The organism is Geodermatophilus sp. SYSU D00710 (assembly GCF_054050195.1).
Window position 1 is genome coordinate 39750 of sequence record NZ_JBJGYX010000004.1, and the last position, 26788, is coordinate 66537.

Annotated in this window: 21 protein-coding genes and 2 pseudogenes; 12 read left to right on the plus strand and 11 right to left on the minus strand. The window is 72.1% G+C overall.

Features of this window, described 5'->3' with window-relative positions:
• The first annotated feature begins 138 nt into the window (after window positions 1-138).
• Window positions 139-591 (plus strand): hypothetical protein, encoded by a 453-nt coding sequence (locus ACI78U_RS02785; RefSeq protein WP_456873765.1) that lies wholly within the window; start codon window positions 139-141, stop codon window positions 589-591.
• A 26-nt stretch (window positions 592-617) separates the two neighbouring features.
• Here the strand turns inward: ACI78U_RS02785 and ACI78U_RS02790 are convergent, their stop codons facing one another.
• From ACI78U_RS02790 to ACI78U_RS02815, 6 genes and pseudogenes are all read right to left on the minus strand, one after another.
• Window positions 618-854: a hypothetical protein gene (locus ACI78U_RS02790; RefSeq protein WP_456873766.1), complete on the minus strand. Its 237-nt coding sequence runs from the start codon at window positions 852-854 to the stop codon at window positions 618-620.
• Window positions 855-1981: 1127 nt separating this feature from the next.
• A pseudogene (locus ACI78U_RS02795) lies at window positions 1982-2938 on the minus strand (IS5 family transposase).
• A 660-nt stretch (window positions 2939-3598) separates the two neighbouring features.
• Entirely contained in the window at window positions 3599-6496 is a 2898-nt protein-coding gene (locus ACI78U_RS02800) for a serine protease (RefSeq protein WP_456873767.1), read from the minus strand.
• Window positions 6497-6510: 14 nt separating this feature from the next.
• Entirely contained in the window at window positions 6511-6819 is a 309-nt protein-coding gene (locus ACI78U_RS02805) for a trypco2 family protein (protein ID WP_456873768.1), read from the minus strand.
• Between the two features lie 273 nt (window positions 6820-7092).
• Window positions 7093-7256: pseudogene (locus ACI78U_RS02810) on the minus strand (IS256 family transposase); the annotation flags it as partial.
• Window positions 7257-7751: 495 nt separating this feature from the next.
• A complete protein-coding gene (locus ACI78U_RS02815; RefSeq protein ID WP_456873769.1) occupies window positions 7752-8396 on the minus strand; it encodes a hypothetical protein in 645 nt (214 codons plus the stop codon).
• Between the two features lie 660 nt (window positions 8397-9056).
• On the opposite strand from ACI78U_RS02815, the gene ACI78U_RS02820 reads away from it, so the two are divergent.
• Entirely contained in the window at window positions 9057-9290 is a 234-nt protein-coding gene (locus ACI78U_RS02820; protein WP_456873770.1) for a hypothetical protein, read from the plus strand.
• A 31-nt stretch (window positions 9291-9321) separates the two neighbouring features.
• Here the strand turns inward: ACI78U_RS02820 and ACI78U_RS02825 are convergent, their stop codons facing one another.
• On the minus strand, window positions 9322-10821 hold the full coding sequence (locus ACI78U_RS02825; RefSeq protein ID WP_456873771.1) for an AAA family ATPase: 1500 nt from the start codon (window positions 10819-10821) through the stop codon (window positions 9322-9324).
• Window positions 10822-11022: 201 nt separating this feature from the next.
• On the opposite strand from ACI78U_RS02825, the gene ACI78U_RS02830 reads away from it, so the two are divergent.
• Complete coding sequence (locus tag ACI78U_RS02830) at window positions 11023-11445, plus strand: nitroreductase/quinone reductase family protein (RefSeq protein WP_456873772.1); 423 nt, start codon at window positions 11023-11025, stop codon at window positions 11443-11445.
• 66 nt (window positions 11446-11511) lie between these two features.
• A complete protein-coding gene (locus ACI78U_RS02835; protein ID WP_456873773.1) occupies window positions 11512-12405 on the plus strand; it encodes an alpha/beta fold hydrolase in 894 nt (297 codons plus the stop codon).
• A gap of 43 nt (window positions 12406-12448) precedes the next feature.
• Here ACI78U_RS02835 and ACI78U_RS02840 read toward each other — a convergent pair whose 3' ends face one another.
• Window positions 12449-13219: an SDR family NAD(P)-dependent oxidoreductase gene (locus ACI78U_RS02840; RefSeq protein WP_456873774.1), complete on the minus strand. Its 771-nt coding sequence runs from the start codon at window positions 13217-13219 to the stop codon at window positions 12449-12451.
• 107 nt (window positions 13220-13326) lie between these two features.
• On the opposite strand from ACI78U_RS02840, the gene ACI78U_RS02845 reads away from it, so the two are divergent.
• Genes ACI78U_RS02845 through ACI78U_RS02855 form a run of 3 tightly spaced genes read left to right on the plus strand, consistent with a single transcriptional unit; the run spans window position 13327 to window position 15330 of the window.
• Window positions 13327-13755, plus strand: a complete 429-nt coding sequence (locus ACI78U_RS02845; RefSeq protein ID WP_456873775.1) for a hypothetical protein — start codon at window positions 13327-13329, stop codon at window positions 13753-13755.
• Window positions 13676-14785, plus strand: a complete 1110-nt coding sequence (locus ACI78U_RS02850; protein ID WP_456873776.1) for an alpha/beta fold hydrolase — start codon at window positions 13676-13678, stop codon at window positions 14783-14785. The genes ACI78U_RS02845 and ACI78U_RS02850 overlap by 80 nt, the downstream gene beginning before the upstream one ends.
• The gene (locus tag ACI78U_RS02855) at window positions 14782-15330 is read left to right on the plus strand and encodes an N-acetyltransferase family protein (protein ID WP_456873777.1); all 549 of its coding nucleotides are present in this window, start codon (window positions 14782-14784) and stop codon (window positions 15328-15330) included. Before ACI78U_RS02850 ends, ACI78U_RS02855 begins: the two co-directional genes overlap by 4 nt.
• 6 nt (window positions 15331-15336) lie before the next feature.
• Here ACI78U_RS02855 and ACI78U_RS02860 read toward each other — a convergent pair whose 3' ends face one another.
• Both ACI78U_RS02860 and ACI78U_RS02865 read right to left on the minus strand, forming a co-directional pair.
• A complete protein-coding gene (locus ACI78U_RS02860; RefSeq protein ID WP_456873778.1) occupies window positions 15337-16974 on the minus strand; it encodes an ABC-F family ATP-binding cassette domain-containing protein in 1638 nt (545 codons plus the stop codon).
• Window positions 16975-17073: 99 nt separating this feature from the next.
• Complete coding sequence (locus ACI78U_RS02865; RefSeq protein WP_456873779.1) at window positions 17074-18123, minus strand: adenylate/guanylate cyclase domain-containing protein; 1050 nt, start codon at window positions 18121-18123, stop codon at window positions 17074-17076.
• 274 nt (window positions 18124-18397) lie between these two features.
• Here ACI78U_RS02865 and ACI78U_RS02870 point away from each other — a divergent pair, with 274 nt between their 5' ends.
• The 5 genes from ACI78U_RS02870 (at window position 18398) to ACI78U_RS02890 (ending at window position 25214) form a co-directional block, all read left to right on the plus strand.
• The gene (locus ACI78U_RS02870; protein ID WP_456873780.1) at window positions 18398-19384 is read left to right on the plus strand and encodes an ABC transporter ATP-binding protein; all 987 of its coding nucleotides are present in this window, start codon (window positions 18398-18400) and stop codon (window positions 19382-19384) included.
• Window positions 19381-20145 carry an ABC transporter permease subunit gene (locus tag ACI78U_RS02875; protein ID WP_456873781.1) on the plus strand — a complete coding sequence of 255 codons (765 nt, stop codon included), beginning with the start codon at window positions 19381-19383 and terminating at the stop codon, window positions 20143-20145. Before ACI78U_RS02870 ends, ACI78U_RS02875 begins: the two co-directional genes overlap by 4 nt.
• A gap of 45 nt (window positions 20146-20190) precedes the next feature.
• Window positions 20191-21000: an ankyrin repeat domain-containing protein gene (locus tag ACI78U_RS02880; RefSeq protein ID WP_456873782.1), complete on the plus strand. Its 810-nt coding sequence runs from the start codon at window positions 20191-20193 to the stop codon at window positions 20998-21000.
• A gap of 181 nt (window positions 21001-21181) precedes the next feature.
• Window positions 21182-25006, plus strand: a complete 3825-nt coding sequence (locus ACI78U_RS02885; RefSeq protein WP_456873783.1) for a multifunctional oxoglutarate decarboxylase/oxoglutarate dehydrogenase thiamine pyrophosphate-binding subunit/dihydrolipoyllysine-residue succinyltransferase subunit — start codon at window positions 21182-21184, stop codon at window positions 25004-25006.
• Window positions 25007-25022: 16 nt separating this feature from the next.
• Window positions 25023-25214, plus strand: a complete 192-nt coding sequence (locus ACI78U_RS02890) for a DUF6104 family protein (protein ID WP_456873784.1) — start codon at window positions 25023-25025, stop codon at window positions 25212-25214.
• 120 nt (window positions 25215-25334) lie between these two features.
• Here ACI78U_RS02890 and ACI78U_RS02895 read toward each other — a convergent pair whose 3' ends face one another.
• On the minus strand, window positions 25335-26774 hold the full coding sequence (locus tag ACI78U_RS02895; RefSeq protein WP_456873785.1) for an AI-2E family transporter: 1440 nt from the start codon (window positions 26772-26774) through the stop codon (window positions 25335-25337).
• Window positions 26775-26788 lie beyond the last annotated feature (14 nt).

Below are 26788 nucleotides of genomic sequence, written 5' to 3' on the forward strand. Positions count from 1 at the left end.
CCGTCTAGCGTGAGAAGGCGTTGTGTCGGCCGTAACGGTAAAGACTGTGGACGCGCCAGCGCCTGTGGATGACCGCACCTCAAGAGGTGAGCTGCAGCGGTCCTCCGGTCCGTCTCCAGTGCCCTCGGGATCCAGGCGGTGATCCTGCATCCGCACTCGTCGCCCGCGGACCGGGCCATCGTCGACGGGACTTCACCCCAGACCTCGCCTGGCGTGACCGCACCGGCGGATGAGCACGGACGTGAGGAGTTCGTCGACGGCGTCCGCGGCTGGCTGCGCGCCATGATCGAGCACTACGACTCCGGGCACTGGGCGGCGGTGTGGGACTGGCCGGAGCAGGCTGAGCAGCTCGTCACCGGTCCCCTCACGGCCTGGCAGCCGACCTTCAAGCGGAAACACGACCGCCTATGGGCCGAGCTAGCGCGGATCCGCGGCCAGCGGGACGAAGCCGATGCCGCCCTGCAGCAGGTGAGGCGGCTCGCCGGCCAGTGGGACGACATGGCCCGCGACCACGACGAGCAGGGCGCCACCACGACCGCTGTCGTCTACCGCGCGCACGCCCAGCCGCTGCGCCGCGCCCTGGACGGCTAGCAGTGACCGCCCAGGGCGCGACAGGATCAGCGCGCGAGCTTCGCGCACGCCGGGCAGACGCCGGCGCTGCTCACCTGCGGCAGCGGGAAGAGCGTCCCGTCCGGCACGAGCGACAGCTGCTGGCCGCACCGGGCCACACTGTCCCCCTCGCGCACCGCGTGGGTCAGGTCCTCGAAACCCTCAGGCGCCCAGCGCCGCTCCCCCGGCGCGATCCACGTCCTGCTGGTGCCGCTGAACAGCTCGCTGATCATGGTCATGTCCACGGTGATCGTCCTTCCTCGTCGAACAGGCGGGCGCACCGTAGGAGCCGTCGACACCTAACGTCGCGCCCTCAGCTGCATCGCTCGCCGAAGGCCAGCCGTGACCGACGACGTCGCCCGTACCCGCGCCGCGGCCGCGCAGATGCGCGCCGAACTCGCCGACGAGTCCGGCCAGCCTGGGGACCCGGAACTGCGCTACCTCGACGCGGTCATCCGCCTCATCGAGCTCGCCGCCGACGAGGCAGTCGCCGTCGACCGGGTCAACGACCGCTCCAGCCAGCACGCTGAGCGGCCGGCGGCGGCGACGGCACCTGCGCAATGCACCGGCCCGAGTGGCCCGCCGCGCTGCAGGCCGTCGACGCCTGGGCGGAGGCGCACCGTGGGCGAGGACTCCGAGCGGGTCCGGTCGGACGACACCGGGCGCAGAGGGCCCGTGGATCGACGCGGCGCCCAGGACCTGACCCGACGTCGAGTCCCCTCACTGGAGAAGCCCAAAATCAAGAGGGACACACCTCATGCATTCGGCGTCCCGGAACTCGTTGTGACGGGTTACCGGAGGCCCGTCGGCAGCGTGCAGGGCAGAGGGACCGGCCACCGGCCCGAGGACCGAGCCTGGCTATCCGCACGCGAGCGCCAACGGCGTCAGCAGGCCGAACGCGCCCCGTCGGGGGGACCAGGCCACGGGCAGTTAGCGGCGATCGGGACGGACCGCACCGCCGAGCCGCCGACCCGATGTGTGGGTGGTGGGCGGACCTCCCAAGCAGGCTGAAGGCCGATCCCCATGTGGTACTTGGCCACCTGCCGGCACTATGCCTGGGAGCAAACCCGAGCCGCCGCCTACGGCCGCTCGGCAGTCGAGGTCGTCGAGCGACGCGTCGAGGTCCGCGTCCCCATCGCCTCGAGCCGCCGTGACTGGCCCGAGGCTGCTCAGCGAAGTGGCCGGGCAGCTACGAGACGGACGCATCTACGACTGCGACCGCCCGGTCTAGCTCGAGCAGTGGAGCCCGTTCTGCAGGTCTACCGGCGGCGAGCACACCGGACCGGAGCTCCGGACCTGCACTGAAGTCGGATTCGTGGGTGTCTCCAGTGCCGAGTGAAGCGGCTGCGGGCTCTAGAGAGTGTCTGTCGGATCATGGGAGCCAGGTCAGTAGCGCGGCGAGGTTGAGAGCGCCGACGTAGTTGCGGGCGTGCTTGTCGTATCGGGTGGCCAACCCGCGCCACTGTCTGAGCTGGCAGAAGCCGCGTTCGACGACGTTGCGGCGGGCGTAGCGGCCGGCGTCGAAGCCGACCGGGCGTCCTCCGGCGGAGCCCTTGGGCGCCGATTGGCCTGCTGGTCGCGCGGTTCGGGAATGGTGTGGGCGATGCCGCGGCGGCGTAGCAGCGCCCGGTTGGCCCGGGAGCTGTAGCCCTTGTCGGCGACCAGGTAGTCCGGGCAGGTCCGCGGTCGGCCGGGACCGGACCGGGCGACCCGCAGCGCGGCCAGCAAGGCGGCGAACATGGTGGTGTCGTGGACGTTGCCGGCGCTCAGCAGCACCACCAGGGCCCGTCCGCGGCCATCGGTGAGCGCGTGCAGCTTGGTGGTCAGCCCGCCCCGGGAGCGGCCGATGGCGTGATCGCCCGGCTCGCCGATCAGCCGATCGTCGATGGCACCGGCGTCGGCTGGCTCATCCGGCCGGGCGCCGGCCGCCCTCCTGGTCGTCGTCGGCCTGCCCGCGGGCGGTGGCGGCGTTACCGCCGATCCGCCGGGCGCTGGCTCCGTGCTGGTGCACCCGCACCAGGGTGGAGTCCGCGGCGATGAGCCAGTCCAGCTCACCGGCGGCGTCGGCGTCGGCTTGGGCGCGGGCCAGCAGCCTGGCCCAGGTGCCGTCGGTGCTCCAGCGGGTCAGCCGCTCGTAGACGGTCTGCCAGGGCCCGAAGGACTCGGGCAGTTCCCGCCAGGGCGAGCCGGTGCGGTACTTCCAGGCGATCGCCTCGATCACCTGGCGGTGATCGCGCCACCGCCCGCCCCGGCGTCCGATCGAGGAGGGCAGCAGCGGCTCCATCCACGCCCACGCCTCATCGGAGACCACGCATCGATGCTGTCGCATCGCCTGGAGCCTGCCGACTCCAACCGGCAAGATCCGTCAGACACGCCCTAGTGCCCCGGCGGCCGCCCACGGCCAGCGAATCGGAGGCCGACGCCGAGCCCTACTCCGAAGGGCAGCCACACCCAGCGCAGTGGCAGGCAGCACAGAGCGCAAGCACAACATGGCGGCTCTTGAGAGCCGTTCCGGACCACAGTTCTCTGACAACATGGTCCTGCTCAGCCAAGTTCAGCTGACGGTATCGGCAGCATGTGTGCCGCTCAGCAGTAAATACGCAGAAGCGGATGATTAGCGTTGAAAGCTATTGGCTTCGCGATTATGCCTACTCGGACTCGCGGCCATGTGCGACAAGCACTTGTGACTGCTGGTGGCCTAGCGGGGTTGCGGGATCCCAGCCGTAGGGGCGGGGACCCCGCTCCGTGGATCCCCCAGTCGCACGGAGCGCTGGTCCGGCGGTTGCAGGCCTGCACAAAGGCGGCCGACGACACGCGCCCGAGGAGCCTCGACAGTTGCGGTGCAAGTGTCCGCCGATGTCGGCCAAGAGACATCGTCTGATGGTGCGGTCTCGACGGTCTGCTCAATTTTGGGCCGCCTGCCATCGTGGCCCCCACGGCCGCCCGACGAAGCGCGACCGCGACCTGAGGTGGCGCCCCTAGCGTTCTCCTATTGCCTTAGCGCGAAGATTTCGTCGCGGTACTTGGCATGCTCATCCGGCCCAGTTATAACCAAATCCTCACGCAGAGACGCCGGAACTGTGCGGGCAAGAAGTTCTCTCACTTCATCCACATCGGCGCCAAGACTAACCACTCTAGCGCCTCGTAAGAGGCATACTTCTGCGGCGTTCCAAGTGCTCTCGAACGTTCCTTGAAGCCCGCATAGAAGATTCAACGCGGCGAGCGCCGAACCTGCCAACTCAGTACTGTAGATATAGTTTGATAGAGCAACGAATACCTTCATGCGCAATTCGGGGCTGCTGCCTGAACGCGACCTAGCGTAATAGTCGGCCAACACCGAGAGGACTCTCCGAGCATCATCCTCCGCTGCGTCCTTGACGGACACTCCTATGGACATCAACGCCGACCCCATGCGATCTACGACCCAGTCAGGGTCATCAGTAGCCACATGCTCGCCGAGCTCGTTAAGAATATTGAGAGCTTCGAGTCCGCACTGAGGCCGTCCTTCTCGACCTGCCCGATTGGCGACATTGAACGCTGCGCCGAATAGGCCGTATGCAATCTGCCGATCACTGCCGGGCAGTACTTCAATTTGCCCATCGTTGTCGATTAGCAGTTCGGGCCGTCCGAGGACGTCGCGCAGTAGTTGCAGAGCCTTCTCGCAGCTTTCCTCAGCGCTAACGGCATTTTGGAGCGCATCTGCAGCGTACGGCGCCAGGACAGACCCTAAATCGTACAGCTTCTTCATCAACCGCTTGTACCCGTCAAGCACCCGCGCCTCCTGCCCCCCGGCCTTCGACGCAAGGATCACGTAGTTGCTGTAGCCGCGCCCCACGTATTGCGCGTCCCCCGGCCAGGACGACGCGATAAGATCAAGCCGATCGAGCGACAGATCAGCATTGTGCCAGTATTCATTCTCCGCGGATACGGTTAGTACGGTGAAAGCCACCTGCGCGGGACTCGACATTAACGAGGCGAACTCTCCTCTCTCCCGGAGCAGACACATGGCATCCAACTCCGCGAGCGCCAACGTAATGTCACCTTCCGCGGCATAGTCGGCCGCAGAATCGTGGAGTATTGCTCCACCCCAGCTCCAAACCTGCGGAAAGCTACGGTCGAATTCTGCCACCATGGCAGCTAGAAGGCGGGGAAGGCCGGGGTGCGCGGGATAATGCACAAAAGAGCGAAGCACGAACTCATTTGCGAACGAATTGAGCGCGAATGCCACGCTCGCTGCGCGATGCCCAGTGTCGTCTGTGCCTGCAGGCGTGTTAGCGCGCGCCATCAGGTCGAGTACGTACAACTCCGCAACAGGCCCAGGCTCCAGCGAGGTGAGCCCCACCCCGTCGGTTCCAGTCCATTTATGATTGCGTCGAACAAGTTCATCCCACCCGACGTCCGCAATTACCCCTTCGGCGGCCAAGCGTGCCGTCGGATCCCTGCTTATACATGCATACGCCAGCGCCAGCTCATCGCTGTCCTTCATGTCCTTCCAGTAGCTAATCCTGTTGCGGTTTAGTATGTACCGGGTCGCGAGAGTGGCGTCCCATCGACCGAGACTTGCCCCTGCAATAGCAGCCAGGACCGTATAAAGAGGTAGTCCTACACTGGGATCGCTGGGCAGCTGAATCAGCTTTTCCACGCCTGGCACCGACGCGGCTAGAATTTCGGCATCCTCGCGCACCAGGGGAGCGAGCGCTATTGGGTCGTACGGTTGTGTCTCGACGAAGAAGGTCTCCCAGACAGACGGTTCGACCCCGAGTATGCTCTCCACTCGAGTAGCGCGCTCCCTTCCGAGCAAGAGAACCCGAACTCGCTGCGGCAGATACTCCTCCCTTTCGGAGAGAACGCGAATGGCAAGCTTGGCAGCCTGAACGTTATATTCGACCTCGTCGATGACGATGAGGGTTGGCCTCGATGGATACCAGTTTTCCCAGGAGAACGCTCTGTCCGGTACGAGGAAACCCGCTTGCCATCCGGCTTCCTGTGCCGCGATACATAATTCCAGCGCAAGTCGACTTTTCCCGCTTCCTCCGGCGCCCGTCACTACCTGCCAGGCGAAAGAGCGCCGATCCTCCAGAAGGGTCCGGAGCTGGCCGATCTCATGACCCCTCCCAACGAAGGGGGTCTGGCGTGACCTGAAGTTGGTAAGAGATGCACTTCCCGCTCGGGCCAGGCGGGTCTCTAACGACGGCCCGCGCTCCTCGACCGGGATGTCCCCATGTATCCGGAGGAATGCAGAAGGACGCTCCTGGTTCGCAAATAGCGCCGTGAACTCAGGCTCATCTTCAAGAGAGGCAACGGGCTCCGCGTCCAGCTGGTCTATGCCGAGAGCAATGTGATGCTGCTTGACCACACCCACCAGCACGGACCGGCAGAACACCGCAGCACCCGAAAACCCTAACCATGGGTCTTGAGAGCTAGTCTCATATACGGGGGTAGGCCCGTCGAGGAACAGCTTGAGCAGGCCGCTCTTGACGCTGGAGCCGAGAGAAACCCGTCCGGCCAGTTGCACGGTGTCGCGCCTATTGCGGATTTCAGCACCGCGGGGCCATCCGATCATCTCGAACGGCACAAACCCCTCGTCGTCGACCAGTAGGCCGAAGCGCGGGGTTTCGATGGGCTCCCACCCATGGCCATCGGCAAGTTTGAGCACGGCTATGTCTGCGCCTTCTGGGGACAGAAGTATTGGACTAGCCTTTGAGCTACGACTGCCGGCGCCGCCCCGTACGATGTAGTGCCCGCGTTCCTCTGGGAGCGCTAAGACGTGGGCACTGGTGAGAATGAGATGGGTGCTGATCCTGTAGCCACTTCCATAGGTATGTTTTCGCGACCCGTCGCTCGCTTCCACCTCGCCGAGGACCTCTACCACATCAGCCTGTCGCACGCGCCCTTCCTACATTAATTGGGGACCGCCTGAGGCTCGTCTCCAGCCAGGACCGGTTCGTCACTACTCGAGCGCACAGGTTCGAGTTTGAGGCGGACGATGTGTGTCAGTTGTTGGCTTCGGGCGGCCTCTGCCTCTGCAGAGACGACCCAGAACTTGATTCCGCCCCCAACCTTTCCAGAGTCAGTTGCTACTACAGTGAACTCTAGTTCAATCGGTCCCAACCGGAATCGCAAGTCTTGCCCTTGGCTACTTTGTACTGCGGACGACAGTTGAGCTCGAAGCGTCTGTATCGCCTCATCAATTCCGATACCGTCGATCACAGCGCCTTAGCCTCCGAGGTCAACAGGGCCGCTACGTTGGCCATGTAGATGCGCCTCCATTGTGCTGTCTGCAACGTTGCCTGTGGTTTCAAGTCCATTGAGCGATAAAGCGGCGATTAACACCCTCACTACACTGTGGCCCTCGGAAACGGGGCCGACAGCATTATGCGGGTCGATACATGCCGCGACTGGGCCGCCCGGGGCCCGTAGGACCGCCACCATGCTAGGGCGCTCGCGTCACCGTGCCGTCACCGATTCGTCACCAACGCCGGTGAACGCCAGCAGCGCATCGGCGGCCGCAGGGAGCATGGTCTCAACTCGGGGAATGGCCGGCCGAGCATGCCGGCGATGACGTCAAGCGGGGCGTGCACGTGCTCGGCGTCGGCTTGGGCGGAGACGGTGCGGATCGCCGCGGCGACCACCTCCTCGTTACCCTTGCGGGCCGGGCGACCGGCCCTGTCCCGACCACCCCGCGGCAGGGATGTGTTGTTGGGACCCGTGACGCCCTTCCACAGACTCCTGGCCGCGCCTCACAACCGGCTCCATCCGGCTGCAGCGGGCCGGGGGAAGGGTGGGTCGCAGGCCTATCCCGCTAAGGACGCGTCAGCGCCCGTCCGGCGGCCCGCTGCGGCCGACATCCTCGGCTGGCTTCGGGGCGGCGTCGCTTCTGACTGCGATCTTTCGACCTCGCCGACAGTCCGCGCTGAGTCCGCAGACGGTCCGCAGAACACGTACTTCCACCCGATGACCGTCAATCACACCCAGCGCTAAATCCGCTGGTCAGGGGCCCGCCTGAGTTAGTCGGTGCAGGTCAACAACACGGCTCAAATCATGTCGGGGATGACTCGGCCCTAGCTGGCTGGCCCCAGCACCCCGTTGATTGCTGTCCGCGGATGACGGCCGAGTGGCTGTGCACCGGTCGCTGGCGGCCTTCACCTTGCCGGCGTCGGATGCGCGAGCAGGAAGCGCTGGGCCGCGCGGATATCCCGGCGCAGGAACGGCCACACGATGGCCAGCAGCACGCCGTAGCCGACGGCGATCACCGCCCGCCACGTCGCCGGGTCGGCGATCCACTGCCCGATGAACAGCACCTCCAGGCCCGCGTTGGCCACCACGCTGGTGCGCGACACCAGCAACTGCTCAGCCAGCAGCCGCGCCAGCGGCAACCGGTCAGGCGCGATCGATCGCCGCCCACGGACCGCGGCGGCCAGCTCCTTGCGCTGCCCAGCGGTGAGCACGGCCAGTGGGCTGTTCCAGGCGCGCACCCGGCGGGTGCTCCGCACCGCGGCGACCACGCCGGTCAGCTGGAGCACCAGCCCGGCGCTCGCGACGCTGAAGCCGGCGATCTGCTGCCAGCGCGGCACCGCCGACACCGGCGAAGAGACGCCGCCCAGCAGCACCGTCACGATGACGATGACGGCGACCGAAGCCAGGAGCAGCGCCAGCAGTGTCCAGATCCGCCGCCGGCGCCAGCGCCGCAGCCGCTGCTCCCCCGCCTCGGTGGGCAGGCGGTCGAGCAGCGCAAGGGCCTGCGCCCAGCGCTGCTCGTCCTCGCTCACCTCACCAGCACTTGCCATCGTCACGTCGCTAGCTTCGCCGCCGTGAGCGCTCCCCATGGGACGCCCTGCCAGCGTTCCACCGGTCAGGTGAGGACGACGGTCCGCGATGGACGGTCGAGGCGGAGTGCGTCCTGGACAGCCCGAACGGCGACCCATTCAGCAAGCCGAGCCGTTGACTCACCGCACCTCCGCCACCGAGCAGCGAGTGGTGGAGCACGCCAACCGCCTGCCGGGATCAGGCAACCGCCTGCGCCACCGTCAGCGCCCGGACGGTGTTCGTCCTCGGTCTCGAGCGTCCGTGGTCGACCGGCGGACAGTCCGCAGGGAGTCCGCAGGAGGTCCGCAGAACGTCCGTCTGGGCCCTGCAAGGGCCACCACCTACCAACGGCATTCCTGCTGGTCAGATCGTCAATAGCCGGAGAAGAGCGAGGTCAGCGGAGCTCCCCGATGGCCCTCCGGAGGCGGGTGCGCAGGTTCGAATCCTGCCGGGGGCACACACGCAGCAACGGTCGCCGGTCCCCGACCGCGACGCACGAGGCCCCGCCGGCCGCCCGGAGACGGGTACCGACGGGGCCTTCCTCGTCCCGGGGGGTCCTCGCCTCGAGTCGACGAGCCGGCGGCCGATGACGACGGTGTGCGGTGACCACCGCGGACGTCGTCCATCCCGGGAGGACTGCGATGCCCCGCCCCGACCCCCGCCAGGATCCCTGGCACGCCCCCGACCCGGGCTTCCTCGGCGAGGAGTCCCAGGGCGGGACGGGCAACCACGCCGGACCCGAACTGGCGCTCGCGCGGCTGCTGCGCTCGTTCCTCGGCCGCAGGGACGGCCGGGACACCCGCGAGGTGATCGAGACCCGGGCCCGGAAGGCCCTCCTGAAGGCCGAGCGCAGGGCCGCCAGGCGGTCCCGCTGACGTCGCTCCGCCCGCTGCCTCCTGGCCGCGGTCAGTGCGGGCGGTAGGGGAAGTACGAGCCCGTCACCACCACCGCGGGCCCCGGGCCGGGCACCGCGCTGTAGCCGTCGCCGTCGACGTCGCCGTCCGCGACCTCCGGCCCGCCGCCCACGCCGAGCAGCGTGCGGGTGACCTGCTGGGTGGAGTCGAGCAGGTCGTCGAGCGCGCGGTCGACGTGCGCGGCGGTGACCTCGACCACCGGGTCCTGCTCGTGCAGCGCCTCCAGGACCGCGCGGCGCAGCAGCTCCTTGAGGAACGAGGCGGTCACGCCCTCGGTGCGCTCGACGGCGCGCGCCACGTCGTCCTCTGCCAGCCGCAGCGGCACGTCGCGGCCGTAGAGCTCCAGCAGCCGTCGGCGGGCGGCGGCGTCCGGGAGGTCGACGTCCACCGCGACGTCGATGCGACCGGGCCGGGCGGCGAGCGCCGGCTCGAGCAGGTCGGCGCGGTTGGTGGTCAGGACGAACAGCAGGTCGGCGTCGGGAGCCGCGCCGTCCATGGCGTCGAGCAGGTCGAAGAGCACGGGGCTGCCGCCGGGGCCGAAGGAGCGGTCCATGGCGACGAGGTCGACGTCCTCGAGCACCACCACGGCCGGCTGCAGGTCGCGGGCCAGCTCGGTGACCGAGCCGACCACGCCGAGCGAGCGGCCGGTGAGCAGCAGCCGGGTGTAGTCGTCCATCCGGCCGAGCAGGTAGCGGACGGTGTGCGTCTTGCCGGTGCCCGGCGGCCCGTAGAGCAGCAGGCCGCGTTTGAGGTGCTGGCCCGCGGCCCGCAGGCCCACGCGGTGCCCGGCGACGCCCAGGGAGTGCCGCTCGACCCGGTCGAGGACGGCGGCGGGCAGCACGACGTCGTCGCGCTGCAGGTCCGGCGGGTCGAGGAAGGTCAGCACGACCTGGCCCATCGGCCCGGGTGTGACCTCGACCAGCCGGCCGCGGTAGACGTTCAGTTCGCGGCGCAGCCGGTCGAGCTCGGCCAGGACGCCCTGCGCCTGGTGCACCGGCAGCCCGGCGACCTCGACGCGCAGCGTCGGCTCCTCGTGCTCCCGGGGCCCCTGCACCAGCAGCAGGTAGCGGCCGGTGTCGTCGCTGACCAGCACGAGGGCCAGGCGCAGGCAGGCGAGCGTGGACCCCGGGCCGTTCGGCAGGTCGACCACCGAGGGAGCGCTCAGCCGGACCGGCGGCAGCCCCTCGCCGGTCATCAGCTGCTGCAGGCCGATCCCCCCGAAGTGCGGCGGGAGCACGACGCCGCGCACCTCCACCGAGCGCCCGTCGGCCGCGGTCCAGGCGTCGAGCGCGGTCTGCAGGTTGACGTGCTCGAAGGCCGCCAGCTCCCGCGCGACCACCGACTCCTGGAGACCGGCCGGCCCGAGCGCCTCCTGCACCAGCGCGACGACCTCGTTGCGCCGGCCCTCCCCGGTGACGTGCAGCCACTCGAGCAACGACCGCAGCCCGGCCGCGAAGTCCCTGGCCTCGGTCTCGGATGCCTCGCTCGCCACAGCGCCACCTGCCCCCGGTCGGTCGGACGTAGCGGCGCAGCGTAGCCATCACCGCGCTCGTCCGCGGCTCCGCGGCCGGGGGCCACTGGTCGCCCGCCGCCCGCGAGGGGACGATCCTGGGCGGACTCACCTGCGCCGATCGAGGAGGCCGTCCTGAGCCACCACCACGCGGTCGAGCGCCGCCATCCCCCGACCGCGCTCATGGGCCTGGTCAACCCCGTCGTGCGGCGGCTCGTGCGCCGCGGCCGAGCGGGCGGCCAGTTGCTCGTCCTCCACCTCACCGGTCGGCGCACCGGCCGGCGCTACGACGTCCCGGCCGGCTACCACCTCGTGGACGGCGTCCCGACCGTCTTCACCAACAGCGGGTGGCGCCACAACTGCGCCGGGGGGGCCGAGGTCGAGGTGACCTTCCGCGGTCGGCGTCGTCCGGCCCACGCGGAGCTCGTGACCGATCCGGCGACGGTGGCCGCCGTCTACCAGCGGCTCATCGAGGAGATGGGCTGGCGGGCGGCACAGCGCCGGATGGGCATCCGGATCACCGTGGGCCGCACGCCGACGCTCGAGGAGCTGCAGGACGCGGTCAGCCGGTCGGGTCTGTCCCTCATCCGGCTCGAGCTGCACTGACACCCGCGGCTCCGGGTCAGCCCTCCGGTCGAGGCCCGCGGACGGCGCCCGGTTAGCGTGCGGGCCATGGAGCACACCGGGGTGCAGACCACCCGCGCCGGCGACGTCGAGCTGGCCTACGAGACCTTCGGCTCGCCCGAGGACACACCGCTGCTGCTGGTCATGGGCCTGGCCACGCAGATGATCGGCTGGCCCGACGAGTTCTGCCGGATGCTGGCCGAGCGCGGCCTGTACGTCATCCGCTTCGACAACCGCGACATCGGCCTGTCCACCCACCTGGACGCCGCCGGCGCACCCGACGTGCTCGCCGTCATGGGCGGGGACCACTCGCGCGTCGCGTACCGCCTGGCCGACATGGCCGAGGACACGGCCGGCCTCCTCCACGCCCTCGGGCTGGACAGCGCGCACGTCGTCGGCGCCTCGATGGGCGGGATGATCGCCCAGTCGCTGGCCATCCGGCACCCGGAGCGGGTGCGCAGCCTGACCTCGATCATGTCCACGACCGGCGACCCTGCGGTCGGCGCACCGGCCGAGGCCGCGCTCGGCGTGCTGCTCGCCCCGCCGGCCACCGACCGGGAGAGCGCCGTGCAGCGCGCGGTCGACACCTACCGCGTCATCGGCTCCCCCGGCTTCGAGTTCGACGAGTCCGGGCTGCGGGAGCGGGCCGGGCTGTCGTTCGACCGGGCATACAACCCGGCGGGGGTGGCCCGCCAGCTCACCGCGATCCTGGCCAGCCCCGACCGCACCGCCGACCTCGCGCGGGTCGCCGTCCCCACCCTCGTGGTGCACGGCGCCGAGGACGCGCTGGTCAACGTGTCCGGCGGCCGGGCGACGGCGGCGGCGATCCCCGGCGCCGAGCTGCTGGTGGTCGAGGGCATGGGCCACGACCTGCCGCGCGCGGTGTGGCCGCAGCTGGTCGACCGGATCAGCGCGCTGGTCGACCGGGTCGAGCGGGCCTGAGCCGCACCGGGCCCCGCCACGACGGCGGGGCCCGGTGCCGGGCTCAGCTGGTGAGCATGCCGCCCTCCACCGGGATCGTCGTCCCGGTGACGTAGCCGCCGGCGTCGCTGACGAGGAACAAGAGGGCCGCGGCCAGCTCCATCGGGTCGCCGGCGCGGCCGACGAGCACCCGGCCCATCTGCTGGTCGAGGTAGCCCTCCGGGTACTGGTCGGTCATCTCCGAGGCGAAGAAGCCCGGTGCCAGCGCGTTGACCCGGATGCCCTTGCGGCCGGTCCACTGCTGGGCGAGGTCGCGCGTGAGGCCGATCAGCCCGGCCTTGCTGGCGGCGTAGGCGGCCTGTGGCAGCCCCGCGGTGGTCAGCCCCAGGACGCTGGAGATGTTCACGATCGAGCTGCCCGGCTTCATCACCCGGCCGCAGGCCTGCGCCATCCAGTAGCAGCCGTTGAGGTTCACGTCGATGACCGCGCGGAACTCCTCGGGCTTCTCCCGCGTGGCCGGCGCGGCGGTGCCGATGCCGGCGTTGTTGACCAGCACGTCGACCCGGCCGAACTCCGCCATCGTGGCGTCGACCAGCGCCTGGCAGTCCTCCACCTCCGCCACGTCGGTGCGCACGGTGATCGCCCGCCGGCCGACCGCCTCGACCGCCTCCTTCGTGGCGGCCATCCGGTCCTCCCGCCGGGCGCCGAGGGCGACGTCGGCACCGGCCTCGGCCAGCGCCCGGGCGAACACCACGCCCAGCCCCGACGAGGCCCCCGTCACGATCGCCACCCGGCCGTCGAGCCGGAACATGTCCAGGATCGTCCTGTCCGCCACGCCGCTCTCCCCTCTCGCTGCTGCTCCCGTCCCCGGGACGGTAGCCGGGGGTGTGGTAGGCCACCCGGCGGGCGGGTAGGGCACCCGCGGACGAGAGGAGGCCGGCCATGACACCAGCCGGGACCACGGGCGGCCAGCCGGGGCCGCCCCTGTGGCGGCAGGCGTTCGACGCCGCCGAGCGCCGGGTGACCCCGCACGCGGAGAGCCTCGTGCGCACCCCCGGCTTCGCCACCGGCGTGACCCTGCTGCGGCGGGCGCAGAACCTGGCCCGGGACTCCGCGCGTGGCCTCTCCGCCCGCGCCTGGCACCTGGTCAACCTGCCCGCCGGCAGCGACCTCGCCCGGCTGCGGGCCCAGATCGGCGCCCTCGACCGCGAGGTCCGGCGCCTGACCGTTCAGCTCGAGACCCAACGGCGGGCCACCGCCGCGATCCCCGACCCGATCAAGGAGGGACCCGATGCCCACGGTGCCGAGTCCGCAGGCGGTCCTCGACCGCGTCCGGCGCGACGTCGAGCGCAACGCCCTCCGCGCACGTAACGGCATCAAGCTCGTCGCCGGCGTCGACCGCCCCGGCGTCGGGCTCACGCCCAAGGACGTCGTCTGGGAGCGCGGCCGCACCCAGCTGTGGCACTACCGCAGCGACCGGGTGCGGTACTCGCCGCCGCTGCTGATCGTCTTCAGCCTGGTCAGCCGCAGCTACATCCTCGACCTCACGCCGGGCAACTCGTTCATCGAGCAGTTGCTCGACGCCGGCTTCGACGTGTACATGGTCGACTGGGGCGAGCCCGACGAGCGCGACGCCCAGAACCGGCTCGAGGACTACGTCGACGACTACGTCCCCGCCGCGGTCGACCGGGTGCTCGAGATCTCCGGCGCCGACGAGGTCAACCTCTTCGGCTACTGCTTCGGCGGCGACCTCTCGCTGCTCTACGCTGGCCACCACCCCGACGCCCCGGTGCGCAGCCTGACGGTGCTCGCCACCCCGGTCGACTTCACCGAGATGGGCCCGATGGCCGACGTCTTCCGCGGCGGGCTGGAGGTCGACGACGTCGTCGACGAGAACGGCAACGTGCCGCCGCGGGTCGTCGTCCAGGGCTTCAAGACCCTCACCCCCACCGCCGAGGTCACCCGCTACGTGACCCTGTGGGAGCGGCTCTGGAGCGACGAGTACGTGTCGGCCTACCAGGCGATGACCGGCTGGTCCGACGACCACATCCCCTTCCCCGGCGCGGCCGCGCGGGAGACGGTGCAGATGCTCGTGCGGGACAACGGCATGGTCACCGACCGGCTGACGGTGGGCGGCGACCGGGTGCACCTGTCCGACATCCGGCTGCCGTTCCTCACCGTCCGCGCCGACCGGGACCACATCGTCCCGCCGGCGGCCACCGCGCCGCTGATCGACCTGGTCGGCTCCGAGGACAAGCACGAGCTGCGGCTGGCCGCCGGCCACATGGGCCTGGTGGTCGGCCGGACGGCGGCGAAGACCACGGTGCCGGAGATCATCGGCTTCCTGCGCACGCGCAGCGAGGAGAGCGCGCCCGCCCGGGCGGCCGGGCAGGAGGGATGAGCGTGGACGTCGTCGACCTGCGCCCCGAGCACGCCGACGCGCTGCTGCGCTTCTTCCGGGACCTGCCCGAGGGCGACCTGACCTTCATCGAGGAGGAGGTCACCGACCCCGCCGTCGTCCGGTCGTGGGCGGGCGGCTCCGGCGGCGGTCGGCGCTTCGTCGCCGTCGACGGGGACGAGGTCGCGGGCTACGTCGCCGTGCGTCCGCTACCGGGCTGGTCGGCGCACGTCGGCGAGGTGCGGCTGGTCGTCTCCCCCACCCGGCGCGGCTCCGGCCTGGGCCGGCGGCTGGCCCGGCAGGCGCTGGTGACGGCGGTCGGCGACGGGTTGGCCAAGCTGGTCGTGGAGGTGGTCGCCGAGCAGGGCGCGGCCCTCGCGCTGTTCACCGACCTGGGGTTCACCGGCGAGGCGCTGCTGCGCGACCACGTCCGCGACCGCGAGGGGAACCTGCGCGACCTGATGGTGCTCGCCCACCACGTCGACGAGACCTGGGCCGGCATGGCCACCGTCGGCCTCGACGAGGCGCTCGGCCAGGACCTGAGCTGAGTCGACTCAGACCTCCGTGACCCGGCCGGCGTCGACGGCGAACCGCCGGGTCACGGCCACCGCCTCGAGCATGCGGCGGTCGTGGGTGACCAGCAGCAGGGTGCCGGGGTAGGCGGCCAGCGCCGACTCCAGCTGCTCGATGGCCGGCAGGTCCAGGTGGTTGGTCGGCTCGTCGAGCACCAGCACGTTGACCCCGCGCGCCTGCAGCAGGGCCAGCGCGGCACGGGTGCGCTCCCCCGGCGACAGCGTGGTGGCCGGGCGGGTCACGTGCTCGGCGGTGAGGCCGAACTTCGCCAGCAGGGTGCGCACGTCGGCGGTGGGCCAGTCGGGCACCTCGGCGCCGAAGGCCTCCAGCAGCAGCCGCTCGCCGACGAAGAGCCCGCGCGCCTGGTCGACCTCGCCCAGCCGCACCGCCGGCCCGAGCGAGGCGCTGCCCGACGCGAGCGGCACCCGGCCCAGCAGCGCGCCCAGCAGGGTCGTCTTGCCCGAGCCGTTGGGTCCGGTGATCGCCACCCGGTCGCCCCAGTCGACCTGCAGACCCACCGGCCCGAGGGTGAAGTACCCCCGGCGGACGACGGCGTCGCGCAGCGTGGCGACGACGGCCCCGGCGCGCGGTGCCGCGGCGATGCTCATCCGCAGCTCCCACTCCTTGCGGGGCTCCTCGACGACCTCCAGCCGCTCGATCCGCCGCTCGGTCTGCTTGGCCTTGGCCCCCTGCTTCTCGGCCGTCGCCCGGTTGTGGGCCTTGATGAACTTGTCGGGGTCCTTCTGCTTCTTGACCGCGTCCCGCACGCCCTTGGCCAGCCAGTTGCGCTGCATGCGCGCCCGCGCCTCGAGTTCGGCCTTCGTCTCGGCGTACTCCTCGTACTCCTCGCGCGCGTGCCGGCGGGCGACCTCGCGCTCGACGAGGTAGCTCTCGTAGCCGCCGTCGTGCACCCGCACCAGCTGCTGGGCCAGGTCGAGCTCGACCACCCGGGTGACGGTGCGGGCGAGGAACTCGCGGTCGTGGCTGACCACCACGATGCCGGCGCGGTTGCCGCCGACGAACCGCTCGAGCTGGTCGAGCCCGGCCAGGTCCAGGTCGTTGGTGGGCTCGTCGAGCAGCAGCAGGTCGTAGCGGGACAGCAGCAGCGCGGCCAGCCCGACCCGGGCCGCCTGCCCGCCGGAGAGCCCGGGCATCGGAGCGTCGGGCGCGACACCGGGCGCCACCTCGGCCAGCACCTGCTCGAGGCGCTCGTCGAGGTCGGCGCCGCCCAGGGCCAGCCAGCGCTCGAGTGCCTCGCCGTAGGCGTCGTCGGCGCCGGGACGGCCGTCGGCGAGGTCGGCGGTGGCGGCGTCCAGTGCGGCCTGGGCGGCGGCGACACCGGTGCGGCGGGCGAGCGCGGCGGTCACCGTCTCGCCCTCGCGGCGGTCCCGCTCCTGCGGCAGGTGCCCGACGGTCGCCGTGGGCGGGCTGAGGGTGACCGCGCCGGACTCGGCCGGCAGCTCACCGGCCAGCGTGCGCAGCAGCGTGGACTTGCCGGCGCCGTTGACGCCGACCAGCCCGACGACGTCGCCGGGGGCGACGACCAGGTCGAGGCCGGAGAACAGGACGCGCGCGCCGTGGCCGGCGGCCAGGCCGCGCGCGACGAGGGTGGCGCTCATGGGGTGCTCCCGGGAGGACGGTCGGATCGAGGACGCCGTCGGCAGCGGCGCTGCCGGTTCCGGGAGTCACAGCACGCGCCCACGGTAGCGCGGGCGGGGTCAGCCGTCGTGCGGGTTCCCGTCGCACGGGGCCGCGCCGGGCTCCCCCGCCGCCTGCCGGCTGACCCGCCAGGGCTGCACCGACTCGTAGCCGCGCACCGCCACCGGCTCCATGGGCCGCACCCGGTACTGCGGCAGGCCGCGCACGTGCCCGGCGAGCACCCGGTCGACCAGCAACGCCCCGGCCGGGGCGATCGACGTGAGCCGGCTGGCGAGGTTGACCACCGGCGAGTAGACGTCGCCCAGGCGGGTGAGCACCGCCCCGTAGGCGGCGCCCACGCGCAGCGGCGGGCGGTCCCCGGCGTCCCAGGCGGTGGGCAGCCGCAGCCCGATCTCGACGGCGTCGACGGCGGAGGCGGCGGTGAAGAGGACCCCGTCGCCGACGGTCTTGACCACCCGGCCGCGCGAGCGGGCGATCACCTCGGTCGCCGTCGCCTCGAAGGCCTCGACCATCGCGCCGAGCTCGCGGCCGCCCATGCCGCGCGAGCGGGACGTGTAGCCGACCAGGTCGGCGAAGCCCACGGCCAGCTCGCGCCGGTCCCCCGGCGTCTCGGAGGACAGCGCCCGGTCGACGTTCGCCGCGAGGTGCCGCCGCCACACGTAGTCCTGCGTGCGGCTCAGCAGCGGGATCAGCGCCTCGGCGGTGGCCACGACGTCGACCGGCGTCCCGGGGGCCTGCTCCCGGGCCCGGCGGACGAGCGCGTCGGCGAGCAGGTCGGTCTGCCAGTCGGCCAGCCGGGACAGCGCCTGGCCGGTGGCGCGGGCGATGGACGCCTCGCTGCCGGGGTCGACGAAGCCGGAGTCGATCAGCTCCGACACCGTGGCCAGGGCCCCGACGTCGGCGAGGGTGAAGGCGGGGTCGTCGTCGGCGACGTCGGGGAAGCCCAGCGCCCGCCACAACCGCTGGGTTCGCTCGGGGGGCATGCCGGCCGCCGCGGCGACCTCGAGCCGGGTCAGCCGGCGCGGGCCACCGAGCAGCAGCCGCTCCAGCGCCTCCCGGACGTCGGGATCGGGCGGGATCGGCTCGGGGTCGGGTCCGGCGAGGTGCACGGCGACCTGCCCCGGCTCAGCCCGTCGTCCGGCCGGCGGGGGCGCCGGAGACCGTTCCCGCCCGACAGCCGCTCACGGCAGCGCACTGTAGTGACCGGACGGCGGGCGCGTGTGCCCGTGGTCACGCGCGCGGCGAACGGCGGGTGGACGACGGGTGGCCGGCGGGCGTCGGGCGGCACGCCGTGGGCCGCAGGCCTCGGTCGGCGGCGGGCGGTGCGCTTGGATGACGGGGCACGGGGGTGCGGACGGCGGCAGGGCGCGACGAGGAGGACCGATGGCCAGCGGCACCACCGCAGGACCCCGACCCGTGCGGATCGAGGTGTCCGGCCTGACCAAGACCTTCGGCACGGTGCGCGCCGTCTCCGACCTCGGGTTCACCGTGGAGCCCGGCTCGGTCACCGGCTTCCTCGGCCCCAACGGCGCGGGCAAGACGACGACGCTGCGGATGGTCCTCGGCCTGATCACCCCCGACACCGGCACCGCCACCTTCGACGGCGTCCCCTACGCGGCGCTGCGCGAGCCGGTGCGCACGGTGGGCGCGGTCCTCGAGACCGCCTTCCACCCGGCCCGCTCCGGCCGCGACCACCTGCGCGTGTACTGCCGCGCCGCCGGGATCCCGGTCGGCCGCGCCGACGAGGTCCTCGAGCGGGTGGGGCTCGCGACGGCGGGACGGCGCCGGGCCGGCGGCTACTCGCTGGGCATGCGGCAGCGACTCGCGCTGGCCACCGCGCTGCTCGGCGACCCGCCCGTCCTGGTGCTCGACGAGCCGGCCAACGGCCTGGACCCCGAGGGGATCCTCTGGCTCCGCGGCTTCCTGCGGCACCTCGCCCACGACGAGGGCCGCACCGTCCTGGTGTCGAGCCACCTGCTCGCCGAGATGGAGCAGACCGCCGACCGCGTCGTCATCGTCGGCGCCGGCCGGCTGGTGCGGCAGGGCTCGATCGCCGAGCTGCGCTCGGGCGCCCAGGGCGCCGGCACCGTGCTCGCGCGCAGCCCGGAGGCCGACCGGCTGGCCGGGGTGCTCGCCACCGCGGGGCTCGCGGCCACCCGCAGCGACGACGGCCTGGTCACCGTGGAGGGCGCGACCCCGGCCGAGGTCGGCGCGCGGGCCTTCGCCGCGCAGGTGGAGCTGCACGAGCTGCGCGCCGAGACCACCGGCCTCGAGGACCTCTACTTCCGGCTCACCGCCGGCCAGGAGCAGTTCGCGGCCGGCTCCCCCGCCGGGCCCGCGCAGTACACGACCGAGGGAGCGGCCCGATGAGCGCGCTCGTCCGCGCCGAGTGGACCAAGCTGGTCACCACCCGCGTCTGGATCGGCCTGGTCATCGGCGCGTGCGTGATGGCCGGCGGGTTCGCCGCGCTGTTCACCGGCCTGGCCGGCGTGGAGCAGAACGGCCAGCCGGGCCTGCCGTCGGTGGGCACGCCGCAGTACGAGGAGGTCGTGTTCTCCGTCGCGGCCAACGCCAGCGTCTTCCTGCTCATCCTCGGGATCATCGGGATGACCCAGGAGTACCGGCACCGGACGGCGACGCCGACCTTCCTCACCACCCCGCGCCGCGGCCGCGTCGTCGCCGCCAAGCTGCTGGCCTACGCCGCCGCGGCGGTGCCGGTCGCGCTGCTGGTGCTCGCCGTCGACGTCGTCGTCGTGCTGCTCTACGCCGGCGCGCGCGGGGCGGCGCCGTCGCTGGACGGGGACAACCTGCGCACGCTGGGCACCGCGGGCCTGGTGCTGGTCGTGTTCGCCGTGATCGGCGTCGGCGTGGGCGCGCTGCTGCGCAACCAGGTCGGCGCCATCGTCGGCTCGCTGGTGTACCTCTACGTCGTCGAGCCGATCATCTCCTCGATCGGCGCGATCCAGGGCGCCTACAAGTGGTTGCCCGGCGGCGCGGTGCAGGCCGTCACGTCGGACTTCCAGGCGCCCGAGCTGCTCGACCCGTGGCAGGGCGGCCTGCTGCTGCTCGGCTACGGCCTGGTCGCGGCGCTGCTGGGCACCCTGCTGGCCGTCCGCCGCGACGTCGTCTGAGCCCCGGCCGGCGCGCACCCCACACCGAGGACGAAGGACCCCTGCATGACCACCCGCATGACGGTGCAGCGACTCGCACGCCTGGTGCAGACCGGCGACGTCGAGGCCGTGCGCGCCGCCGTCACCGACGCGCCGCGGCTGCTCGCCGGGACCGTGGAGCAGGCCGGCGAGAGCGGCTGGACGCCGCTGCACCTGGCCGTGGCCGCCGGCCGCGAGGACGTCGTCCGCGAGCTCGCCGCGGCCGGCGCCGACCTCGGGGCGCGCACCGAGTCCGGCCGCACGCCGCTGCACGTCGCCGTCGAGCACGCCTCCGGGCTGGTGCCGGTCCTCGACGAGCTCGGCGCCCCGGTCGACGCCCCCGCCGCCGCCTACCTCGACGACGTCGGCCGGCTGGCCGGCGAGCTCGACGGTGGCGCGCCGCTCACCGACCCGGGCACCGGGCTGGACCTGCTCACCGTGGCCGCGGCCGGTGGGGCGGCCGGCACCCTGCGGCTGCTGCTCGAGCGCGGGGCCGACCCCGACGGCGGGGCGCTGGCCGCGGCCGCGGCGGTGCGCCGGCCCGACCTGGTGCGCGTGCTGCTCGACGCCGGCGCCCGCGTCGACCGCCGCGACCCCGACACCGGCCGCACGCCGCTGCACGAGGCCGTGGCCGCCGGACCGGGCGGCGACGCGCCCGAGGTCGTGCGCCTCCTGCTGGCCGCCGGGGCCGACGTCGACGCGACCACCTCCGACGGCGCGAGCGCCCTCGACATCGGCCGGGTCGCCGCGGCCCGCCACCGACGCGACGACGCAGGTCAGGCCGGTGCCCGCGACGCGCTCGTCGACCTGCTCGTGGCCGCCGGCGCCCGCAGCTGAGCCCGCGCGCGAGGATCCCCCGGGCAGGCCCGGCGCGCGAGCCGGACGGCAGGTCGGGCGGGAGCGACCGGCGTAGAGTCAACGCCCGGTCCAGAGACGTCCACCGACGACGAAGAAGGCACTCGACCCCGTGTCACGCGACAACTCATCCCGGCCGTCCTCCACCGGTACCTCCTCGGCGGTGGCGGGCTTCGGCACCAACGAGTGGCTGGTCGAGGAGATGTACCAGCAGTTCCTCGCCGACCCGTCCAGCGTGGACCAGGCGTGGCACGAGTTCTTCGCCGACTACCGGCCGGGCAGCCCGGTCGCGGCCAGCGACGACCGTGAGCAGGCGCCCGCCCCGGCCGAGGCCGTGGCGACCGCGCCCACGAACCCGTCGCCGACGCCGGCCCCGGCCGCCGCGCCGGCCGCGGGCAACGGCGCCGAGCCCGCCGCGCGCCCGGCCGCCGCCGACGCCGCCGCCTCCGCCCCCGCGGCGGCCGCCCCGGCAGCGCCCGCCCCGGCACCGGCCGCCACCCGGTCGACCCCGGTGCCGGAGCGCACCGAGGACACCGTCGTCGACCGCGCCGCCGACCGTGCCGAGCAGAAGGCGAAGGCCGCCCCGGCCGCGGCCGCGCCGCAGCCGGCGAAGGCCCCTGCCGGCGACGGGCCGAAGCGGACGCCGCTGCGCGGCGCCGCCGCCAGCGTCGTCAAGAACATGAACGCCTCGCTCACCGTGCCCACGGCGACGAGCGTGCGCGCGGTGCCGGCCAAGCTGCTGGCCGACAACCGCATCGTCGTCAACAACCACCTCAAGCGCTCGCGCGGCGGCAAGGTCTCCTTCACCCACCTGATCGGCTACGCGCTGGTCCGGGCGCTGGACGACTTCCCGAACATGAACGCCGCCTTCGCCGAGGTCGACGGCAAGCCGACCCTCGTGCAGCCCGAGCACGTCAACTTCGGCCTGGCCATCGACCTGCCCAAGGCCGACGGCTCCCGCTCGCTGGTCGTCGCCTCGATCAAGGCCGCCGAGGAGATGGACTTCGCCCAGTTCTGGGGCGCCTACGAGGACGTCATCCGCCGGGCCCGCGCCGGCAAGCTGACCCTCGAGGACTTCTCGGGCACCACGATCAGCCTGACCAACCCGGGCACGATCGGCACCGTCCACTCGGTGCCGCGGCTGACCGCCGGCCAGGGCGCGATCATCGGCGTCGGCGCCATGGAGTACCCGGCCGAGTTCCAGGGGATGAGCCCCGAGGCGCTGACCGAGCTCGGTGTCTCGAAGATCATCACGCTGACCTCGACCTACGACCACCGGATCATCCAGGGCGCCGAGTCCGGCGACTTCCTGCGCCGCCTGCACCAGCTGCTGCTGGGCGAGGACGGCTTCTACGACGAGGTCTTCCGGTCGCTGCGCATCCCCTACGAGCCGGTGCGCTGGATGCCCGACGTGCGGGTCAGCCGCGAGGGGCAGATCGACAAGGAAGCCCGGGTCATCGAGGTCATCGAGTCCTACCGGCGCAACGGCCACCTCATGGCCGACACCGACCCGCTCGAGTTCAAGGTCCGCAGCCACCCCGACCTCGACATCCTCCAGCACGGTCTGACGCTGTGGGACCTCGACCGGACCTTCCCCGTCGGCGGCTTCGCCGGCGAGAAGGTGATGCCGCTGCGCGACATCCTCGGCGTGCTGCGCAACTCCTACTGCCGCACCGTCGGCGTGGAGTACATGCACATCACCGACCCCGAGGAGCGCGAGTGGCTCCAGCAGCGCATCGAGGTCAAGCACGAGCAGCCCGACCGGGAGAAGCAGAAGCACATCCTCGGCCGGCTCAACGCCGCTGAGGCCTTCGAGACCTTCCTGCAGACCAAGTACGTCGGCCAGAAGCGGTTCAGCCTCGAGGGCGGCGAGTCGGTCATCCCGCTGCTCGACGAGGTGCTCATCGCCGGCACCGACCACGGCCTCGACGAGGTCGCGATCGGCATGGCCCACCGCGGCCGGCTCAACGTGCTGGCCAACGTGCTCGGCAAGAGCTACGCCAAGATCTTCGGCGAGTTCGAGGGCAACATCGACCCCGGCACCGTCCAGGGCTCCGGCGACGTCAAGTACCACCTCGGCGCCGAGGGGACCTTCGAGAACCCGTTCACGCCCGGTGCGGAGATCGCCGTCTCGCTGGCCAGCAACCCCTCGCACCTGGAGACGGTCAACCCCGTCCTCGAGGGCGTCGTCCGCGCCAAGCAGGACATGATCGACAAGGGCGAGCAGGGCTTCACCGTCCTGCCGGTGCTGCTGCACGGCGACGCCGCGTTCGCCGGCCAGGGCGTGGTCCAGGAGACGCTGAACCTGTCGCAGCTGCGCGGCTACCGCACCGGCGGCACCGTGCACGTCGTCATCAACAACCAGGTCGGCTTCACCACCAGCCCGGCGGCGTCGCGCTCGAGCCTGTACTCCACCGACGTCGCGCGGATGGTCAACGCGCCGGTCTTCCACGTCAACGGCGACGACCCCGAGGCGTGCGTCCGCATGGCCCGGCTCGCCGTCGAGTACCGGCAGGCGTTCAAGAAGGACGTCGTCATCGACCTCGTCTGCTACCGCCGCCGCGGGCACAACGAGGGCGACGACCCGTCCATGACCCAGCCGCTGATGTACGAGATCATCGACCGCAAGCGCTCGGTCCGGAAGCTCTACACCGAGGCGCTCATCGGCCGCGGCGACATCACCCTCGCCGAGGCCGAGGAGGCCCTGAAGGACTACCGCGACCAGCTGGAGCGGGCCTTCGCCGAGACGCACGACGCGAGCGAGACCCCCAAGCCGCAGCCGGTCATGGACCAGCCCGACGAGCAGGGGACGGCGGTGGCCACCGCCATCACCCTCGAGGTGATGAAGGCGATCGGCGACGCGCACGTGTCCCTGCCCGCCGAGTTCACCGTGCACCCCAAGCTCAAGCGGATGCTCGAGCGGCGCGCGGCGATGGTGAGCGAGGGCGGCATCGACTGGGCGATGGGCGAGCTGCTCGCCTACGGGTCGCTGCTGATGCAGGGCATCCCGGTGCGGCTGGCCGGTCAGGACTCCCGCCGGGGCACGTTCGTGCAACGGCACGCGGTCCTCATCGACCGGGAGACCGCCGCCGAGTACACCCCGCTGGCCCACCTGGCCGAGGACCAGGCGAAGTTCTTCGTCTACGACTCGCTGCTGTCCGAGTACGCCGCGCTGGGATTCGAGTACGGCTACTCGGTGGCCAACCCGAGGGCGCTGGTGCTCTGGGAGGCGCAGTTCGGCGACTTCATCAACGGCGCGCAGATGGTCATCGACGAGTACATCAGCTCCGGCGAGGCCAAGTGGGGCCAGCGCTCGGGCGTGGTGCTGCTGCTGCCGCACGGCCTCGAGGGCCAGGGCCCCGACCACTCCAGCGGCCGCATCGAGCGCTTCCTGCAGGTGTCGGCGGAGAACAACATCACCGTCGCCAACTGCACGACGCCGGGCAACTACTTCCACCTGCTCCGCCGCCAGGCGCTCTCCGACGTGCACCGGCCGCTGGTCGTGTTCACGCCGAAGTCGCTGCTGCGGGCCAAGGCGGCGGTCAGCCCCGTCGCGGACTTCACCGACGAGGGCTTCCGCCCGGTGCTCGGCGACCCGGGCGTCGGGGGCGAGCCGCTCGACGACGCCGCGGTGCGCCGGGTGCTGCTGTGCAGCGGCAAGGTCGCCTACGACCTCCTGGCGCAGCGCGAGGCCGAGGGCCGCGCCGACACCGCCGTCGTCCGCGTGGAGCAGCTGTACCCGCTGCCCGGCGAGCAGGTCCGGCAGGCCCTCGACCGCTACCCGAACGCGACCGACCTGGTCTGGGTGCAGGAGGAGCCGGCGAACATGGGCGCCTGGTCGTTCATGGCGCTCAACCTGCCCGAGCACCTCGGCGGCCGGACCCTGCGCCGGGTCAGCCGCCGCGCCTCGGCCAGCCCCGCCGTCGGCTCGGCCAAGGTGCACGAGGTCGAGCAGAAGGAGCTCGTCGCCCAGGCGTTCGCCGACTGACCGGGTACTCCACGACGTGTACTTCACCGACAGGGGCCTGGAGGAGCTGGCCGACCGGCGGGGCGGGGAGCAGGTGACCCTCGCCTGGCTGGCCGACCAGCTGCAGGCCTTCGTGGACCAGCACCCGGACTTCGAGGTGCCGATCGAGCGGCTGGCGACCTGGCTGGCGCGCGGCGGCACCGACGACCTCGACGACCTCGACGACTGACGGCGCCTGCCCGCGCGATGATCAGGTGACCTGATCGTGGCGGGGGGGGGCCCCCCCCCCCCCCCCCGCGGGGGGCCCCCCCCCCCCGACGATCAGGTCACCTGATCCTGGCGCCGACCGTCAGCCCCGGACCCCCACCGCCGGGCGGGCGCGCTCGGGGCGCGGCTCGGGCGGCCGCGGGCCCTCGTGCCGCCGGGACAGGTAGGTGCCGGCCACGTTGGCGCAGGCCACCACCGGGACCGCGATCAGCGCGCCGAAGATGCCCGCGAGGAGCACTCCGGCCGCGATCGCCAGCACGACGGCCAGCGGGTGCACGTGCACGGCCCTGCCCAGCAGCAGCGGCTGTAGCAGGTGCGCCTCGATCTGCATGACCAGGATGACGATCGCCAGGGCGATCAGGGCCTTCACCAGGCCGACGGAGACCAGCGCCACGAGCACCGCGATCGTGCCGGCCAGGAACGACCCGATGAGCGGGATGAACGCCCCGAGGAAGACCAGCGCGGCCAGCGGGACCACCAGCGGGACGCCCAGGATCGCCAGGCCGATGCCGATGCCGACGGCGTCGAAGGCCGCGACGACGACGGTGGCGCGGACGTAGGAGATCAGCGTGCGCCAGGAGCGGCGGGCGGCCTCGTCGATGTACGCGCGCGAGTCGCGGGGGAACAGACCGACCAGCCACAGCCAGATGGACCGGCCGTCCTTGAGGAAGAAGAACAGCGTGAACAGCGTCAGGACGATCCCGGTGAACACCTCACCGACCGTGGCGGCCGTGGTGAGCGCGCCGCTGGCGAGCGTCTCCTGGTTGGCGGTGAAGAAGTCCTGCACCTGGGTGAGCGCCTCGTCGATCTGCCGCTGGCTGACCGGGAAGGTCTCGACGACGAAGTCGCGGATCTGGTCGAGCCCCTCGGTGACCTGGTCGGCGAGGTCGGTGAAGCCGGCGGTCACCTGCTGGACGACCATCGTGATGATCCCGGCCACCACCGACAGCCCGACCAGGAGCATCACGGTGGCAGCCAGGGATCGGGGCCAGCCGTGCCGGATCAGAGCAGCCGCACCGGGCTGGAACAGGGCCGCCAGCAGCAGCCCGACCATCACCGGGACGAGGACCACGGCGACGTGGGAGGCCGCGTACAGCAGCACGTAGAGGCCGGCCAGGACGGCGATCAGCCGCCACGACCACGCGGCCGCCGTCCGCAGGCCGCTGGGCACCGACGCGTCGCCGCTGGGCGCCTCCCGGCCGGGGCCGAGCAGCCGGCGGCCGCGCTCGGAGCGCCGGTGCGCGCGGCCGCCGTCGGGTGGCCCGCTGACCCCGCCGGGCGCGAGCGGGCCGTCGAGGTCGGGCGCCCCCGGCTCGGGGCTGCCCAGGGGCGGGTCGCCGTTGGCGGGGAGGCCGTCGGGGACGGCGCCGTTCCCGGCGCCGTTCCCGGCGTCGGTCCCGGCGTCGTGGACGAGGATCGCGCGGTCGTCGTCGCGCTCCGGCCACGCGTACGGATCGCGCTCGCTCGCGGCCCGGATGCGCTCGCGCGCCCGGGCGACCAGGTGGTTGGCCCGTCGCAGCATGGGGGTCCTTCCGC